Genomic DNA, 16,534 nt, shown 5'->3' on the forward strand with positions numbered 1-16,534 from the left:
ACGGCGATATCAGCCACCATTCGACCATTGCTGCCACCTTTTCGCTCCGCCGCGCGTTACCGCGAAACGAGCTCCCCTGAAAACGTCGCTCTGTGGAAGAAGGACCGTCGCACCAGCGGCAGCGGGCTGGGTCTCTCGATCGTCGACGCCATCATGAAGCGTCTCGGCGTGTCACGTGACCGGGCGACCTCGACCATCAGCGGCACCAGGATACGCCGCTCCATCTCCGGCAGCCCTTCGCGCCAGGCCTCCATGAAGGCCTGGACGACGGGACAGGTGTCAGTCGCCGGATCTGTGAGCCTCACATCATCGATCTGACCGAACGCGGTATCCGCCTTCGCGGAGCTCGCGCCGCGGGCGGTCCGCGTCACGCCCGGCCGATGGCCGCGCAGATCGTTGGTGCTGGTTCCTGTCGGCATCGTCATCCATTCCCTTATGATGAGGCGGGACGATTGAACCCTCAGCTTGCACAAACCTGACAGCAGACGGGCGGAGAGAAAGTCGCCTGACCGCCTAACTCCGGCGCATCAGGATCATCTTCTCCTGCGTCATGTCGCGCATGGTGAACGGGATGCCGCCGGTGCCGTATCCTGACTCGCGCCGGCCGGCGAAGGGCATCCAGTCCGTCCGAAAGGTCGTCGGATCGTTGATCATCACGGCGGAGGCATCGAGCCGGTTGGCGGCGCGCATGGCGATGTCGATGTCCTGCGCGAAGACGCTGGCCTGGAAGGCGACCGGCAGCGCGTTCGCCTGCGTGATGGCGTCGTCGAGCTTCGCATAGGGGTAGACGCAGACCACGGGCCCGAAGATCTCGAGTTGCGACACCTTGGCCTCAGTGGGCGGCGCCAGGAGAACCGTCGGCTCCAGCGTCGTCTCCGACAGGCGCCCGCCGCCGGTCGCCAAGCCCGCGCCCGCCTGCACGGCCTCATCCACCCAGGCCGCAATGCGGTCGGCCTCCTTTGGCAGGATCAGCGGGCCAACCTCGGTGTCCTTCAAAACGGGATCGCCGACGCGCAGCGCCTGCACCTGCGTCACGAGACGCTGCGTGAACTCGTCGGCGATGTCCTGATGGACATAGATGCGCTGCGTCGACACGCAGACCTGGCCGGCATGATAATAGCCGCCCTTGACGATCGGGCCGATAATCGCGTCGAGATCGGCGCTGCGTTCGACGATCGCGGGCGCGGCTCCGCCATGTTCGAGCGCCGAGCGCGCGCCATGCGCCAGTTTTGAATGCAGCGACCAGCCGACCTTGGCCGAGCCGATGAAGCTCAGGAAGGCAATGCGCGCATCGGTGGCCAGCTTCTCGGCAAGTTCGGTCGTCTCGGGGATGAAGCTCTGGCACCAGGCTTCCGGCAGCCCAGCCTCATGGACGAGCGCGACGAAGTCGAGGCAGGAGAGCGGAGTCGTGCCGGCTGGCTTGACGATGACGGGACAGCCGACAGCGATCGCCGGCGCGACCTGATGCACGATCAGGTTCAGCGGATGATTGAAGGCCGAGATCGCCGCGACGATGCCGATCGGCTCCCGGGTGGTGAAGGCCCAGCGATCGATCGCGGCCGGCGACAGCCCCATCGGAATCTCGCGGCCGGAAAGGTTGCGCAATTCGTCTGCGGCGTTGTGGATGCCGTCGATCGCGCGCGTCACTTCGACGATGGCGTCGGGCAGCGGCTTGCCGCCCTCGCGTGCGATCTGCATGGCGAGATGGTCGCGCTTGCTCTCCACCAGGCCGGCGAGCCGGCGCAGGATCGCCATGCGCTCATGCGGCTTGAGCCAGCCATCGCGGTCGCGGAAGGCTCGCTGCGCGGCGGCGAGCTTGGCTTCGAGGGCGGCCGCGTCATCGGTCGCGATCTCGGTGATCGGGGCGCGGTCGAAGGCCTGGACGACCTGCAGCATCGGATATCTCCTGGTCAGGCGAGCTGGATGTCGGGGCTGCGGTTGGCCAGTTCCTCCACCAGCACGCGGGTGTTCTCCGAATAGTCGATCGGGATCTCGACAAGATGCACCCCGCCGCCGGTGAAGGCGGCTTCCAGGGTCGGGACGAGATCGCCGACCGAACTCACCCGCGAGCCCTTGGCGCCATAGGACTGCGCGTAGCGCACGAAATCCGGGTTGCCGAAGGTCATGCCGAAATCGGGAAACTTGTCGACCGACTGCTTCCAGCGGATCATGCCATAGGCGTTGTCATTGAGGATGACGACGACGAGATTGAGGCCGAGCCGCACCGCGGTCTCCATCTCCTGCGAGTTCATCATGAACCCGCCATCGCCGCAGACCGCCATGACCCGGCGCTCCGGGTAGAGCATCGCCGCCATCATCGCCGAGGGGAGGCCGGCGCCCATCGTCGCCAGCGCATTGTCGAGCAGCAGCGTATTGGCGACATGCGTGCGGTAGTTCCGGGCGAACCAGATCTTGTACATGCCGTTGTCGAGACAGACGATGCCGTCCTCCGGCATGACGGCACGCACATCGTGGACGATACGCTGCGGCGTGATCGGGAAGCGGTCCTCCTCCGCGCGCGCGTTGATCTTGGCAAGGATGGTCTGGCGCAGGTCCAGCATCGACGCGTCGGGCTCGAGCTTGCCCTCGAGCCTGTCGGCAAGCCCCGTCACGGTCGCGCCGATATCGCCGATCACCTCGGCATCGGGGTGATAGACCTGCTCGACGCTCGCCGACTGGTAGCCGATATGGATGACGTCGCAGCCGCCGGCATTAGTCATCAGGAAGGGCGGCTTCTCGATCGTGTCGTGGCCGATGGCGATGATCAGGTCGGCATGGGCGACGGCCTGATGGACATGGTCGCGCTCGGACAGGGCGGCGGTGCCCATATAAAGGTTCGAGCCGCCCGTGACGGCACCTTTGCCCATCTGGGTGTTGAAGAAAGGCAGCCGCGTGCGCCGCACGAAGGACGAGAGTTCCTCGACGAGGCGGGGCCGGTTCCCGGCAGCGCCGATCATCACCAGCGGGCGCTTGGCCGCGAGGATCATCTCGGCGGCCCGGTCGAGCGCCGAGGCCGGGGCGACCGGCCGCTCCAGCGCATGCACCGGGATCAGGAAGGCGTCGTCGACCTCTTCGGCTGCCACATCCTCGGGCAGTTCGAGATGGACCGGGCCGGGCCGCTCCTCCATCGCGACGCGGAAGGCGTCGCGCACCATGGAGGGGATGCTGGCGCCGCTGACGATCTGGCGCGTCATCTTGGTCAGTGGTTTCATCGATGCGACGACATCGACGATCTGGAAGCGCGCCTGCTTGGCGGTCATGATCGCCTTCTGGCCGGTGATCATGATCATCGGCATGGCGCCGAGATGCGCATAGGCAGCGCCTGTCGAGAAGTTGAGCGCTCCCGGCCCCAATGTCGCGATGCAGACGCCGGGCCTGCCCGTCAGCCGGCCATGGGTCGCCGCCATGAAGGCCGCCGCCTGCTCGTGACGCGTCAGGACGAGCTTGATGCTGGACGTGCGCAACGATTCCAGCACGTCGAGATTCTCCTCGCCGGGAACGCCGAAGATACGATCGACGCCTTCATTTTCCAGCGCCTTGACGAGGAGGTCTGAACCTTTGAGCATCGCAGCATCCTTTCGATCGAGCGACAGATAGTGACGCATCCGGGAGATGTCAGCGTCGGGAAACGCAGGTCGGTCCGGACGCTCTGGCGGTTGAACGGCTTTGCGTCTCGCCCAACTGAAATCGAGGCCGTCGTATTCACCATGGTGCCCCAGACGATCGATTCAACCAAATCTGTCTGATGGAACGCGGCGAGGGGGCCACGGCCGAGATCAGTCCCCAGCCGCGATCAGCCACCATTGCCCCGGCATAGCGCTACATCATGTGCTCGATCCGGATCGGCAGGTCGCGGACGCGCCGTCCGGTCGCGTGAAAGACGGCGTTGGAGATGGCGGCGGCGACACCGACGACGCCGATCTCTCCGACGCCTTTGACGCCCGCCCGGTTCACCAGCCTGTCCTCCTCGGGCACCATGATGGCCCTGACATCGACGACGTCCGCATTCACCGGCATCAGGTAATCCGCCAGGTTCGCGTTGATGTAGCCGGCGGTCCTTGCATCGATCTCGCTGTGTTCGTGGAGAGCGGAGCCAATGCCCCAGATCATCCCGCCGACGAGCTGGCTGTGGGCCGTTCGGGGATTGATGATGCGTCCGGCCGCGAAGGCGCCGACCGCGCGCGCAACCCGGATCTCGCGCGTCATGGCGTGGATGCGGATCTCGACGAACTGCGCTCCGAGGGTGAACTGAACCCGGTCGGCAAGGCCGACCCCGCCGGTCGGGAAGGCCATGCCGCGATAGAGGCCGCGCACGCTCTCCGGAGGCAGGCCATGCGCACGGGTTTCCGCAAACTCCTCGATGACCCCCATGCCCGACGCGGCCATCGCCGCCACGACGTTGGCAGACGACCCCGTCTCGCCGCCAAGCCGCCGGCAGATGGCCACGCAGGCCGCCATGATCGCGGGCGCGATGCTGGCGGTGCCGGCCGAGCCGCCCGCGACGACGGTGGGCGGCAGATCCGTGTCGCCGAGCGACACCGTGATATGCGCGACCGGCACACCCAGTTCCTCGGCGGCGACCTGGGCCATCATCGTGTACATGCCTTGGCCGAGTTCATGGCCGGCGCTGAAGACATGGGCCCGTCCATCAGCGGTCAGCCGGATCCGTGCGGCGGCATTGCCCGCCTGGGTCGGGTAGAAGGCCGTGGCGCAGCCATGGCCGATGAGCCACCCGGCGCGCGGCGATAGCGACCAGCGCGGTGCGCTGGGTCAGAAAACCTTCTGCCCCGAACGCGCCGCCGACATGGGCACTGACGACGCGGATGCGTTCGGGGTCGATGCCGAGCTGCTCGGCCAGCCCGAACTTGACGCTGTTTAGATATTGGCCCGGTTCGTGGACCGTCAGCCGGTCGCCGTCCCAGACGCATTGTGGCGAACAGCTCCAAGGCGCGCCCCTCACAGCGCGGGACCGCCTGTCCCATGGTGCCGTCAGGTTTGGGCAACAGGGTCTGGATCATGTCCGGGGCTCCGCGCCGCGCCACTCGACGCGGCGCGGGCAAAAGCCTGCTCCATGGGCCCGAACGGGCCGCCAGCAGCGGATGGGCCCGACCTCAATTCCGCTGGGTGATGGAGATCGCATAGGCGGGCGCTCGTTCCGCGAACAGCGGGTCGTCAATGGGCCCGCTCACACCCTCCGCCAATCGGGACGGATCGAAGATCTCGCGATCGCAAATGTCATTTTCGGCCAGTCCCGTCACGGTGAGTTCAGCCAGTTTGACGCTGCGCCGCGTCTCCTCGTCCGGCCAGGTCTGTGTCGCAGGGATAGCGGCATCTCCGGCTGAACCGAGGATCGCCAGGATGTCGAAACCGGCAGGCCTTTTGTCCGCCAACCGGGCCTTCAGTTCGTCGACCAGGAAATCGGCCGGCTTCCCCTTGGCTTCGTCGTCGCTCAACCCGACTTCGCCGCCCTTGGGCGACAGCTTGAACTTCACGATCTGCGTCGCGCCCTTCGCATTGGTCAGCGTGTAGGGGTGGATCGCCCAGTAGCTGACACCGACCCATGAGGCAGGGATGGGGCGGCCCGCCAGAAACCGGCCCTGGTTCGTGGTCTCTGGGTTCGCGTCGGTGAAGGCCTTTATCTTCGCCGCATCGGGCTTGCCATCGGCGCCTGGCAGTCTCGCCTGGAGGAACGCCAGCATCTGCTGCGGAGACTTCACGAAATTGACCGGCGCGTTGACCATCACGAACTCGCTCTGGCCGGGACCGTTCGGATCGATCCGCAGTGCCATGCCGCGATTCACGGTCTTGGTCGCATCCGGGACCTTGGCGTTGCCGCCCCCGACCGAGAATCGGACCACGGCGGCCCGCTCGCCTGCAAATGCGGGCGACTGCGTCAGCTCTTTGGCTTCGACGGTGGGCGTGAGGCGCGCCGCAAAGCACTGCCCCTTGGCGCCGCTGGGCCGCGTCGATTGCTTGCCTGACAAGGTGCGCATGGTATCGACGATGGCTTCCGTCGGAGAGCTCTGGGCGAGCGCCGGAGAGGTGTGAACGAACACGCAAATGGCAGCGATGCAGGTGGTGCGGAGCAACAAGGCAATGGTCATTTTGTCCTCATCAGAAGTTTGCGGGTTCGGAAGGGCAATCGAGAAGCAAATGCGCGATCGGATCGACCCTCGCCCTGGAGACGCGGCGCAACACGCCTGTCGATGAGACAGGTGCAGTCGGTCGACGTCGTCGTCTGACCCGACCTTGTCTGCCTGCACACGTCGACATCATGCGAAGCTCCTCGCAGGGTGCTGGAAGGGCACACCGCCATGGAGTTCGGCGCCTGACGATCAATCGATCTTCAACTTACTTCACGGCTGCGTGTTCGCGCCCGGGGGGAAGGCCGAACACGCATCGCTTCGCTTCGCCGCGGCTTCGTCGCCAAGACGCGGGCCCCAGCTCGATCTTGCCGACGACGGTTGTGGCCGCCGAGGAAGGGCGTGAGGTTCGTGCGAACCCTTCCCGCCAAAAGCGACGTGACCTTTCGCCAGGCGAACTGGTTGTCGCCACGGCGCCTGCTACCGCGTGTCAGGCTGCGTTTCGTCCGGCGGGGTCGGCGGCGCGGATCACATGCCTGGCGATATCGTCGGCCAGGAATTCCGCATCCCGCGCCACCCCGGAGAACCGTCCCGAGCCCCAGCTGTGCAGCCAGGGCAGCCCGAGGAAGTAGACACCATCGACCCCCGTGATGCCCCGCCGGTGGACAGGGTGGCCCGCGCCGTTGAAGACGGGCGCGTCGAGCCAGCGGAAATCGGGCTGGAAGCCGATGCACCAGACGATTGCACCGATCCCCTCGGCTTCGAGATCGAGCGCAGCGGGCTCCCCCGGGGGATCCCAGAGGGGCAGGTAGACCGAAGGCGGCGGCGCGCTCAGGCCCTTGTCGGCGATCCAGGTGTCGATCGCCGCATTGATGCTGTTGTAGACGCGGTCCGCCTCGTCGAGCGATGCCTTGAGTGTCGGGCGGAAGCGCAGGGTCGTGCCGTCGAGCCCGTCGAGCAGCCCGTAGAGCTTCATGCCCTCGCGGGCGAAGGCCCGCAGATCGATGTCGCGGCCGCCGTCGCGGCCCGTGACGTAATGGTTGGTGTTGTCGCGCACGCCTTCGCGCAGCGGATGCTTCTCGACCGGCATGTCGTAATAGCCCATGTCGCCGAGCCAGGCGACGACGTCGCGGCCGCGATAGAAGCGCGCGCAGCGTGGTGCATCGCCAACCGCCAGATGGACCTGCCGCCCGGCGAGATGAAGGTCCTCGGCGATTTGCGAGCCCGACTGGCCGGAACCGACGACCAGCACCGCGCCCGGCGGCAGCGAGGCCGGGTTGCGGTACTGCTCGGAGTGGAGTTGCAGGATCGTGCCGGGCAGCCGCTCGGCGAGGCGCGGGATGATCGGCTGGTGATAACCGCCCGAGGCCACCACGATCCGGTCCGCGCTGTAATCACCCTCAGACGTCGCGATCGCGAAGCCGGAATCCGAGCGGATCACGCGGTTCACCGAGACGCCTTCGCGCAAGGGCGGATGGACCTTGGCCTTGTACGCCTCCAGATAGGCGACGATCTCGTGCTTCAGCATGAAGCCGTCAGGGTCGTCTCCGGCATAGGGGTGACCCGGCAACTGGCATTGCCAGTTCGGCGTCACCAGGCAGAACGAATCCCAGCGCTGCGTCGACCAGGAATGCGCCGCCTTGTGTTTCTCGAAGACGAGATGCTCGATCCCGCGCTGCTTCAGGCACCAGCTCATCGACAGGCCGGCCTGTCCGCCGCCGATGATGGCGACGGGCACATGGACATGGCGGATGGTTGGTTCGGTCATATGGCGATCCTCCCGATCATTCTTCGAAGCGCTCGACATGCACGGCTGCGGCCGGCGCGGCGCGATAGCGCGCCGCTCTGGCCTCGATGCGGGCCAATTGGCCGAGAGCCAGCGAACAGGGATGGCCATAGCGCGCCCGCACGCGGTCGCTGGCGATGGTCAGCGCGAGGCGGCTGCGGCCGAGAAAGTCGGCGAGCTCATAGCTCTGCCCCGGCTCGAAATGCTCCTTGATGACGAGCGATGGCGAATAGCAGCGCTCGCTCTCGCCGTCGGGCCAGCGAATATGGAAATGCATCTCAGGCATGGGCCAGCTCCTGCGGCGCCGGCTCCGCCTCCGGCAGCGTCATCGTGGCGAGCGCGCGATAGGCCGGCAGATGGGCGCCGGCGGTCCTGTCCCAGCGATGGAGCGCCAGGGCCGCCTCGCGGTGCAGCTCCAGCCGGCCGCGAAGCGCGGGCATGAGAACGGCCGCCATGCCATTGGCGATCGATCCGGGATCGAGCGGGTCGCACCAGACCACGTCGTCCTGGCCGAAATGCTCGGTGAAGGGGGGGATATGCGAGGTCAGGACCGGAGTCCCGCAGGCCAAAGCTTCGAGGGCGACCAGGCCGAAGCCCTCCTTGACGGAGGCAAAGACCAGCGCATCCGCCAGCCGGTAGAGAGCGGGCATGTCGGCCTGAAGCTGCGGACCGGCGAGAATAACACAACGGGCGGTGGCGGGGTCGGCTTCGAGTTCGGCCCGGAAAGCGCGCTGATACCCGGCATGGTCGAGCAGTGAGGCGCCCCCGACGATGACGAGCTGCGCGTTGGGCCAGATCGCACGCAGCTGCGCGAAGGCCTGCAGCATGCGCAGCGTGTTCTTGCGCTCCTCGACGCCGCCCACGGCGAGCAGAACGGGGCCGGATCCGAAGCCAAGGCTCCGCCTCAGATCCTGCTCGCGGCCATCGCGACGCGGCGTGAAGAAGCGCCGGTCGACGCCGTTGCCGACGATATCGGCGTTCAGGCCGAACCCCTCGCGAAGCCCGGTCTGCCAGTGGCGGCTGACGACGAAATGCCGGTCCGCCTCCACGATCGAGCGGGCCTGCAGGGCCTCGATATGCGGATCGGCGAAGGCATCGACATGATGGACGGTGCGCGCAAAGCCGGTGATCGCGCCGCGCGCCTTCAGCGTGGCGAGCGCGTTGCCCGAGATGCCGTCATGAGCGTGGTAGACGTCGAAGCCGCGTGACGTGCCCTTTTCGAAATGGGCCACGTAGTCGCCGACCCGGATCTCGACGAGCGCCGCGAGACCCTCGCCGGAGGCCTCGGCCGGGACCAGCACGGTTTCGCAGGCGGGCTCGCGAAAGAAGCGCTGCCCCGGTCTCGCGGGAGCATGGACGACTGCCTCATGCCCGAGCGCGGTCAGCGCCTCGCCCAGAGCCAGGGCATGCACCACGCCGCCGCGTGGATTGATCGAATGAGCGAGGATGGCGATGCGCAGAGAACGGCTCACGCGGCAACCTCCCCGGGCGCGCATCGCAGCAGCGGGCGGGCCGCGACGTTCCAGATGGTTTCGCGGGCCGTGCCATCGGTGATGGCGATCTCGGAGCCCATCGTGACCGTGCCGATATCGGCCGCCGCAATGCCGCGCGCGGCGAAGCGGCCGGTGACGGCTGTGACATCGGCAGGCGCGACGGCCAGCAGGTAGCCATAGCTCGGGAAGGTCAGCAGCCAGCGGTCCAGCGGCACGCCGTCGGGGCTCGGGATCTCGCGGATGTCGATCTCGATGCCGACGCCGGAGCATTCGGCCAGCATGGCGGCCGTGCCGACGATGCCGCCCTGGCTGATATCCTTGGCGGCCCGGCTCAAGCCCGCCTCGGCGATGGCCGGAAGCAGCTCGAGATCGCCGCGCAGGCGGGATGCGGGCGCCTGCGTCGCGGCTTCCCAGTTCGAAAAGGGCTCGCGATAGCGCCCGCGCAGGTCGGTGGCCGCCACGAGCCTGTCGCCGGGCCTGGCGTCGAAGCTCGTCAGCAGCACTTTGGCACGACCGAGCACGGCGACCGAAAGCTGGCCGCGATCCGTGCGCAGGTTGCTGTGACCACCGACGATCGGCACGCCATAGGCCTGAGAGGCGGCCCGCAGACCCTCGAGGACCGGCTGGGCGTTCTGTGCGCCATCAGCCCAGAGCGCATCGACGATCGCGGTCGGGCGGCCGCCCATCGCAGCGATGTCGGAGAGGTTGACCATCACGCCGCACCAGCCGGCGAACCAAGGGTCGCCCGCGACGAACTCGTTCATGAAGCCCTCGATGGCGAAAAGCAGATGGCCCTCGCCATCGGGGATCGCCGCGCAATCGTCGCCGACCGGCACGGATGACGCGCCCGAGAGGCCGAGCCGGCCCGCGACGAGGCCGATATCCTCCTTGGCGCCGAAGCTGCGGCTGGCGCGCAAGCTGGCGGCGAGGCTGGCGAGGTCCGACCCGGCAGCCATCACGCGGCCTTCCGCGCCGGCAGCGCCTGGAAGCCGATCTCGGGTGTGAAGCAGGGCGGGTAATACGCCAGATCGGCCTGCATGCGCAGATGCGGGTGTCCGTGCAGATCGACCGGCTCCAGCAAATCCCAGTGCAGCTTCTGGAACAGCAGCGCGTTCTGGGTCTGGACATGGGCGAGGAAGGTCTGTGCCCCCAGCGCATGGGCGGACGACACGGCCAGCCGGATCAGCGTCGCCCCCAGCGCGCCGACGCGGCGGTGGCCGGCCTCGACAGCCAGCCGAGAACCCCACCACAGGCCCGGTTCGGCCTGATGGATGCGCACGGTACCGACCACGTCGTCGGCAGCAACGCCCCAGAGCGAGATGGCCACGAGCAGGATCGCATGGTCGTCGATCGCGTCGCGGTCGTCGCCCGAGAAGAGGCCCTGCTCGGTGCAGAAAACCCTGCGCCTGAGCCTGGCAGCGCCCTCGCGCTCCCAGGCTTCGGTGGCGAATTTGATCCGGTATTCGCTCGGCAGGAACGGGGCGAAGGGCTCGAACATCACGCGCAACCTCCATGCCGAAGGGCCTGGCCGCGCTCATAGGTCGAGAGCGCCGAGCAGGCGCCGCATTTGGCGCAGCCGGCCTTGACGTCGATCGCTTTCAGGCCGCTCGAAACCAGCATCCCGGCCAGCGGCCCCAGGATGGAGTGCATGAAGGCGGCCGGCGGCGTCGCATGGCTTTCGAGCGGCGTGCCGGAGATCGGGACGAACGGCACGACGAAGGGATAGACGCCGATCGCCACCAGCCGCTGCGCGATGCCGAGGATCGCCTCGCGCGTGTCGCCGAGCCCGGCCAGGATATAAGTCGAGACCTGGCCGCGCCCGAACACCGGCACGGCCGCCTCGAACGCCGTGAAATACCGCTCCAGGGGGACCTCGGCCTTGCCCGGCATCAGCCGCTTGCGCAGCGCCGGCGTGACGAGTTCGAGATGCATGCCCAGCGCATCGACCCCGGCCTCGCGCATGCGGCCAAACCAGGCGTCGTCGTCGGGCGGCTCGCATTGGGCCTGGATCGGCAGCGGCACGGCCGCCTTGATCGCCCGGGCGCTCTCGGTCAGAATTGCCGCGCCGCGATCCTTGGTGGACGGCGTTCCCGTCGTCATGACCATGTGCCTGACGCCGTCGAGCTCGACGGCGGCCTTGGCGACTTCGGCGAGTTGGGCCGGCGTCTTGCGCTTGACGGTGCGGCCCGCCGCGAGCGACTGGCCGATGGCGCAGAACTGGCAGGTCTTGGTCCGGCTCTGGTAGCGGATGCAGGTCTGGAGCACGGTGGTCGCCAGCACGTCGCGGCCATGCAGAACGGCGATCTTGGAATAGGGCACGCCGTCGGCAGTCGTCAGCCCGTAGAAGCGCGGCTGAAGCGGAAACGACACCTCGCCAAGAACGAGGCCTTCGCGGGTGATGCGGCTTTTGCCGAAAGCGTCGGGCTGCTCGACCAGATAGGGGCTGTCGAAGGAGGGCGCCGTATGGACCGGTACCATCACCGTCATGCCGTCGATGGTCATCGCCTTGTGGTCCGAGGGGCCAGCCCCCCCGCGCCGGCTGTCGGCACCGGCCTTGGGATCAACCAGCCGCACCCCGAAAGATTGCAACTCGTTGATCAGGTGCTCCGTCGGCATGGCTTGGGGCATCGACTGCTCCATCGGGGCTGCTCCTGTCGAAGGATGGGACGGGGAATGCGGCGCTTGTCCGCATCGGCTCGGCCGGGCGGTTGTCGAGCATCAGGCTGAGCAGTTCGGGCCTGGCGTAATGCCCGACGGAGTCCATCATCCGCTTGCGCTTGACGATCAGCCCCATGTCGAGATCGGCCGTGAGGATGCCCTCGCCTTCGGTTAGGGGCGGCACCAGATGGCGCCCTTCCGGCGAGACAATCGCGGTCATGCAGCCGCCGCGAAGACCCTTGCGCAGGCCCTCCTCGGGCGAGATGCGGGCGATCTGCTCCTCGGTCAGCCAGCCGGTGGCATTGACGACGAAGCAGCCGCTCTCCAGCGCGTGGTGGCGGATCGTGACCTCGATCTGCTCGGCGAAGATCGGCCCGACCAGCGAGCCGGGAAACTGGGCGACGTGGATCTCCTCATGCTGCGCCATCAGGGCGTAGCGTGCGAGCGGGTTGTAATGCTCCCAGCAGGCGAGGGCGCCGACGCGACCCACGGCCGTATCGACGACCTTGAGCCCGGCGCCGTCGCCCTGGCCCCAGATCATCCGCTCGTGGAATGTCGGGGTGATTTTGCGGCGCTTGAGCAGAAGCTCGCCGGTCGCGTCGAAGATGATCTGGGCATTGTAGAGCGAGCCGTGGTCGCGCTCGTTGACGCCGAGCACGACGACCATGCCGTGCCGGTGCGCCGCGGAGGCGACGGCCTCCGTCACCGGGCCGGGCACGGTGACGGCGTTGTCGTAGAGCCTGACATGCTCCCCGCCGGTCATGACCGGCGGGTGCACGAAGGAGAAGTAGGGGTACCAGGGCACGAATGTCTCGGGAAAGACCGCGAGCTTGGCTCCCTTGGCGGCGGCATCCGCGATGGCGTTGAGCACGCGCTCCAGCGTGCCCGACCAGCTGTCGAGATCGGGCGCGATCTGGATCGCGGCAACTCGGATCATGGGGCCCGGCACCATCGCGAGGCCCTCAAAGCGTCCAGGTGTTGATGATGAAGGCGTTGTCGCGCTTGTGCAGCAGGATGCAATCGAGCACGTCGAGCGGGCTGATCGGCTTGATGCCGGGGATCAGCGAGCCTTCGCCATGGCCATAGAGCATCTGCAGGGCGAAGCGGCAGCAATAGACCTTGCCGCCCTCGGCCATGAACTTCTCGATCTGGTTGCCGAAGTTCTGCGCGCCCGGAAAGGGCTCGTCGCCGAGCTTGGGGAAACCACGCAGGATGCCGAGCGTGACGCCCGGGCCATAGAGCAGGATCGAGGTCTCGAAGCCCTTCCGCTGCAGCCGCAGGGCCTGCAGCAGGTTGACGAGGCCGATCGAGCCTTCGAAGGCGACGGTGTGGAAGGTGATCAGCGCCTTCTCACCCGGTTGGGCTTTGACGTCCTCGAAGACCTTCTCTTCGTAGTCGACCAGGAAATCGCCCTTCTTGTTGGCTTCCTTCGTGACGGCTGGCATCGCTCACCTCATTTCTGACGACCGCCTGGGAGCGGCGGGCTGCAAACAATCAATTGCAACCCGCATGCCAAATTGAATGGATCAAGAATGGTCTCAAAATCGTCTTTGAATGCAGTCAAAAATCCGGTCATCAGATGCGATCGGTGAACAATAAGCTGCTTGATATATGATCTAGCGCAACAAAATGCGACAGATCGTCAAATTTTGCCGTCCTGTAGCCGTTTGCGAGGCCACATGCCTGGCAATGCAAATTGCGTGACAGGATAAAATGCTACAATGTACAGTCAATCTTGACTGTGTGACTCGCGAGACCCTGGAACGATGTTGGCCTGGACACCCGACCTCTCGCTGAGCGACCTGCCGCGCTATCTCGCCATCGCCGACGCCATCGCGCTCGACGTGCGGGCGGGACGGCTTGCCGTGGGTGACCGACTGCCGCCGCAGCGCAAGCTGGCCCAGCGTCTCGCCGTGGATTTCACGACCGTCGCCCGCGGTTATGTCGAAGCGCAGAAGCGCGGCCTCGTCGAATCGCGGGTGGGCCAGGGCACCTTCGTCAGCCTGCCGCGCCCGCGGTCGGCCCCGGGGCGGGGACAGGTGCCCTTGCCCGTCGATCTGTCGATGAATCTGCCGCCCGAGCCGGATGATCCCGATCTGCTGGGTCGGATGAGCGCGGGGCTGACGGAGGTCGGGCGCGATCTCGTGGGCCTGCTGCGCTATCAGGGCTTCGGCGGCGCGCAGGCTGACAAGGATGCGGCCTCGAACTGGCTGGGGCGGCGCGCGCTGGTTCCCAGCCATGACAGGCTGCTGGTGACGCCGGGCGCCCATCCCGCTCTGCTGGGCATCTTCGGGCTTCTCGCCAGGCCGGGCGACACCATCCTATGCGAGGCGGTGACCTATCCCGGCTGCCGTTCGATCGCGGCCCAGCTCGGGCTCACGCTCGTCGGCCTGGAGATGGACCACGACGGCGTGACGCCCGATGCACTCGCCGAGGCGTGCCGGCGCCATGCGCCCAAGGCTCTCTACCTCAACCCCACCCTGCACAACCCCACCACGCTGACGATTCCCGAACCCCGCCGGGAGGCGCTGGCCGCCATTGCACGCCGCCAGCGCCTGCCGATCGTCGAGGACGACGCCTATGGCTTCATTCCGGCGCACGGGCCGGCCCCCTTTGCGGCGATCGCCCCGGATCTGACCTGGCACATCGCAGGACTGGCAAAATGCATCGGGGCGGGCCTGCGCGCGGCCTATGTCGTCGCGCCGGAGGCGAAGCAGGCCTGGCCCTTCGCTGCGGCGATGCGCGCCGCCAATATCATGGCTTCGCCGCTGACGGTGGCGCTGGCGACGCGCTGGATCGAGGACGGCACGGCGGACGCGATCCTGCGCTTCATCCGCCGGGAAGCGATCGCGCGACAGCAGATGGCGGCCGAGATCCTGCCTCTAGACAGCTTCAAGGCCGATCCGCTGGCCTTCAATCTTTGGGTGCCGTTGCCCCCAGCCTGGACGCGCTCGTCCTTCATCGGCCACATGCGTGCGACGGGCCTCGGCATCGTCGCCAGCGATGCCTTCACCGTCGAAGGGGCACCGCCGGAGTCGGTGCGGATCTGCCTGGGAGGCCCGCTGCCGCGCGAGCGGCTACGCAGTGCGCTCGAATTCATGGCCCATACGCTGGACGGGACACCCGCCGCGACGTCGACCTTCCTCTAGCCAGGGCCCGGTCGAATGGCGCGGAGGGCTGCAGGCTCTAGGCGGCAACCGATGTCAGCTCCGATACGGCGACGTCGATTGGCACGGGCCGACCGAGCCAGTACCCTTGGCCGATGCTGACGCCCAACAACTTCAGAGTCTGCAATTCGGCATCGCGCTCGATCCCCTCGGCCAGGATCTGGCAGCCCGTCTCGCGAGCATAGAAGATCAGCGCGCTGGCGAGCGCCCGTCGGGCCGGATCGCTATCCACATTGCGTGTGAGCGACATATCGAGCTTGATGATGTCGGGCTTCAATCGCACGATGTGCTGGAGTCCCGAATAGCCGGCACCCGCATCATCGACCGCGAGGCGGACGCCCTGACGCCGAAAGCGATCGAGCTTGGCCAACAAGCCCTCGTAGTCATGCACGACGCCATGTTCCGTCACCTCGATCACGAGACGATGCGGGTCAAGCCGGCTGACGATGTCGCCGAATTCCGATGCCATTACCGCTTCGGCAGAGGCGTTGATCGTCAGGTAGATGTGCTTCGGCAAACGCCTGGCATGATCCAGAGCCGCTTCGATCGCCGCCAGTTCCAGGGGCACCCCAAGCCCGACCTCAGCGGCTTCGGCAAACCATTTGTCGGGCGATCTGCGGGGCTCCTGAGAGAAGCGCGCGAGGCACTCGAAGCCCACGGCGCGATCGCTGGCGAAATCCCAGATCGGCTGGACGTGAATGTCGAACGCGCGATTGTCGATGATCTGGGTGATCTGGGCGTGCCGGGCATCGCGATCACGGCTGCTGCGCCGATCCTCATCAATATGGTGGGCGGTGATGTCCGCGAACGCGCGCATGACCTGCAGGTCGCGACCGTTGAGCGAATGGTTGGCATGCGGGCTCAGACAACAGAACATGCCGAAGACGGAACCGTCGGACAGTGTCAGAGGCACGCTGACATGGGCGCCGATGGGGACAGCCTTTGTGATCGCCATGGCGGCGGCGAGGGGGATGGCCGAGGTATCGGGGATTAGCTGCGGCAAACGGCCCGCCAGGATATGGCGGCAATAGACATCGTCCAGCGAGCGCGAATCGCCCGGCTTGATCAGCGCTTCCAGGCCGGGAGCGTCGACCGCCCTGAAGACCGATTCATTGCGCACGAACTCCGACACATAGGCGACCTCCATGCCCAGGTGCTGGCGCACCGATTGAAGCACCCGGTCGATCATGAATCCGTCGGAAAGGCCCGCCGTTTCTGAGCCGTTTGCGAGACAGGCAAGGATCGACATCTTAACGTCCTTCATCGGCGAGCTTGTCTGCCTCGCCACTGTGAGGCGCGGTTACCTGAAGGGATGCAAAGGCTTGCGAATGGGCCGCCGGCGATTGA

16 protein-coding genes are annotated in these 16,534 nt (G+C 66.8%); 3 read left to right on the top strand and 13 right to left on the bottom strand.

Features of this window, described 5'->3' with window-relative positions; translation table 11 throughout:
• Positions 1–318 (top strand): ATP-binding protein (locus tag IP69_RS22195; RefSeq protein WP_210165941.1); only part of this gene is annotated, 318 nt, incomplete at its 5' end.
• Between the two features lie 195 nt (positions 319–513).
• Here the strand turns inward: IP69_RS22195 and IP69_RS08165 are convergent.
• From IP69_RS08165 to IP69_RS08175, 3 genes are all read right to left on the bottom strand, one after another.
• On the bottom strand, positions 514–1,896 hold the full coding sequence (locus IP69_RS08165; protein ID WP_054142328.1) for an aldehyde dehydrogenase family protein: 1,383 nt from the start codon (positions 1,894–1,896) through the stop codon (positions 514–516).
• Positions 1,897–1,910: 14 nt separating this feature from the next.
• Complete coding sequence (locus IP69_RS08170) at positions 1,911–3,566, bottom strand: acetolactate synthase large subunit (protein WP_054142413.1); 1,656 nt, start codon at positions 3,564–3,566, stop codon at positions 1,911–1,913.
• A 253-nt stretch (positions 3,567–3,819) separates the two neighbouring features.
• Positions 3,820–4,725 carry a molybdopterin cofactor-binding domain-containing protein gene (locus IP69_RS08175; protein ID WP_082359146.1) on the bottom strand — a complete coding sequence of 302 codons (906 nt, stop codon included), beginning with the start codon at positions 4,723–4,725 and terminating at the stop codon, positions 3,820–3,822.
• Here IP69_RS08175 and IP69_RS22330 point away from each other — a divergent pair.
• On the top strand, positions 4,724–4,879 hold the full coding sequence (locus tag IP69_RS22330; RefSeq protein WP_248306758.1) for a hypothetical protein: 156 nt from the start codon (positions 4,724–4,726) through the stop codon (positions 4,877–4,879). The genes IP69_RS08175 and IP69_RS22330 overlap by 2 nt on opposite strands.
• 232 nt (positions 4,880–5,111) lie before the next feature.
• Here IP69_RS22330 and IP69_RS08180 read toward each other — a convergent pair whose 3' ends face one another.
• The 9 genes from IP69_RS08180 to IP69_RS08220 form a co-directional block, all read right to left on the bottom strand.
• Positions 5,112–6,104: a catalase gene (locus tag IP69_RS08180; protein ID WP_054142330.1), complete on the bottom strand. Its 993-nt coding sequence runs from the start codon at positions 6,102–6,104 to the stop codon at positions 5,112–5,114.
• A gap of 469 nt (positions 6,105–6,573) precedes the next feature.
• Entirely contained in the window at positions 6,574–7,851 is a 1,278-nt protein-coding gene (locus tag IP69_RS08185; protein ID WP_054142331.1) for an MSMEG_0569 family flavin-dependent oxidoreductase, read from the bottom strand.
• A 16-nt stretch (positions 7,852–7,867) separates the two neighbouring features.
• Complete coding sequence (locus IP69_RS08190; protein WP_054142332.1) at positions 7,868–8,155, bottom strand: MSMEG_0570 family nitrogen starvation response protein; 288 nt, start codon at positions 8,153–8,155, stop codon at positions 7,868–7,870.
• Positions 8,148–9,341 (bottom strand): MSMEG_0565 family glycosyltransferase, encoded by a 1,194-nt coding sequence (locus IP69_RS08195; protein ID WP_248306759.1) that lies wholly within the window; start codon positions 9,339–9,341, stop codon positions 8,148–8,150. Before IP69_RS08195 ends, IP69_RS08190 begins: the two co-directional genes overlap by 8 nt.
• Entirely contained in the window at positions 9,338–10,318 is a 981-nt protein-coding gene (locus IP69_RS08200; RefSeq protein ID WP_054142334.1) for a sll0787 family AIR synthase-like protein, read from the bottom strand. The genes IP69_RS08195 and IP69_RS08200 overlap by 4 nt, the downstream gene beginning before the upstream one ends.
• Positions 10,318–10,863: an MSMEG_0567/Sll0786 family nitrogen starvation N-acetyltransferase gene (locus tag IP69_RS08205; protein ID WP_054142414.1), complete on the bottom strand. Its 546-nt coding sequence runs from the start codon at positions 10,861–10,863 to the stop codon at positions 10,318–10,320. Before IP69_RS08205 ends, IP69_RS08200 begins: the two co-directional genes overlap by 1 nt.
• Positions 10,860–11,990 (bottom strand): MSMEG_0568 family radical SAM protein, encoded by a 1,131-nt coding sequence (locus IP69_RS08210; RefSeq protein ID WP_248306760.1) that lies wholly within the window; start codon positions 11,988–11,990, stop codon positions 10,860–10,862. Before IP69_RS08210 ends, IP69_RS08205 begins: the two co-directional genes overlap by 4 nt.
• The gene (locus IP69_RS08215; RefSeq protein ID WP_054142336.1) at positions 11,923–12,972 is read right to left on the bottom strand and encodes a Nit6803 family nitrilase; all 1,050 of its coding nucleotides are present in this window, start codon (positions 12,970–12,972) and stop codon (positions 11,923–11,925) included. Before IP69_RS08215 ends, IP69_RS08210 begins: the two co-directional genes overlap by 68 nt.
• 10 nt (positions 12,973–12,982) lie before the next feature.
• The gene (locus IP69_RS08220; RefSeq protein ID WP_054142337.1) at positions 12,983–13,465 is read right to left on the bottom strand and encodes an MSMEG_0572/Sll0783 family nitrogen starvation response protein; all 483 of its coding nucleotides are present in this window, start codon (positions 13,463–13,465) and stop codon (positions 12,983–12,985) included.
• Positions 13,466–13,786: 321 nt separating this feature from the next.
• On the opposite strand from IP69_RS08220, the gene IP69_RS08225 reads away from it, so the two are divergent.
• Positions 13,787–15,169: a PLP-dependent aminotransferase family protein gene (locus tag IP69_RS08225; RefSeq protein WP_054142338.1), complete on the top strand. Its 1,383-nt coding sequence runs from the start codon at positions 13,787–13,789 to the stop codon at positions 15,167–15,169.
• 37 nt (positions 15,170–15,206) lie between these two features.
• Here IP69_RS08225 and IP69_RS08230 read toward each other — a convergent pair whose 3' ends face one another.
• Complete coding sequence (locus IP69_RS08230; RefSeq protein WP_248306761.1) at positions 15,207–16,436, bottom strand: EAL domain-containing protein; 1,230 nt, start codon at positions 16,434–16,436, stop codon at positions 15,207–15,209.
• Between the last annotated feature and the right edge of the window lie 98 nt (positions 16,437–16,534).

This window comes from Allobosea sp. AAP35 (assembly GCF_001295925.1).
Classification (GTDB): domain Bacteria; phylum Pseudomonadota; class Alphaproteobacteria; order Rhizobiales; family Beijerinckiaceae; genus Allobosea.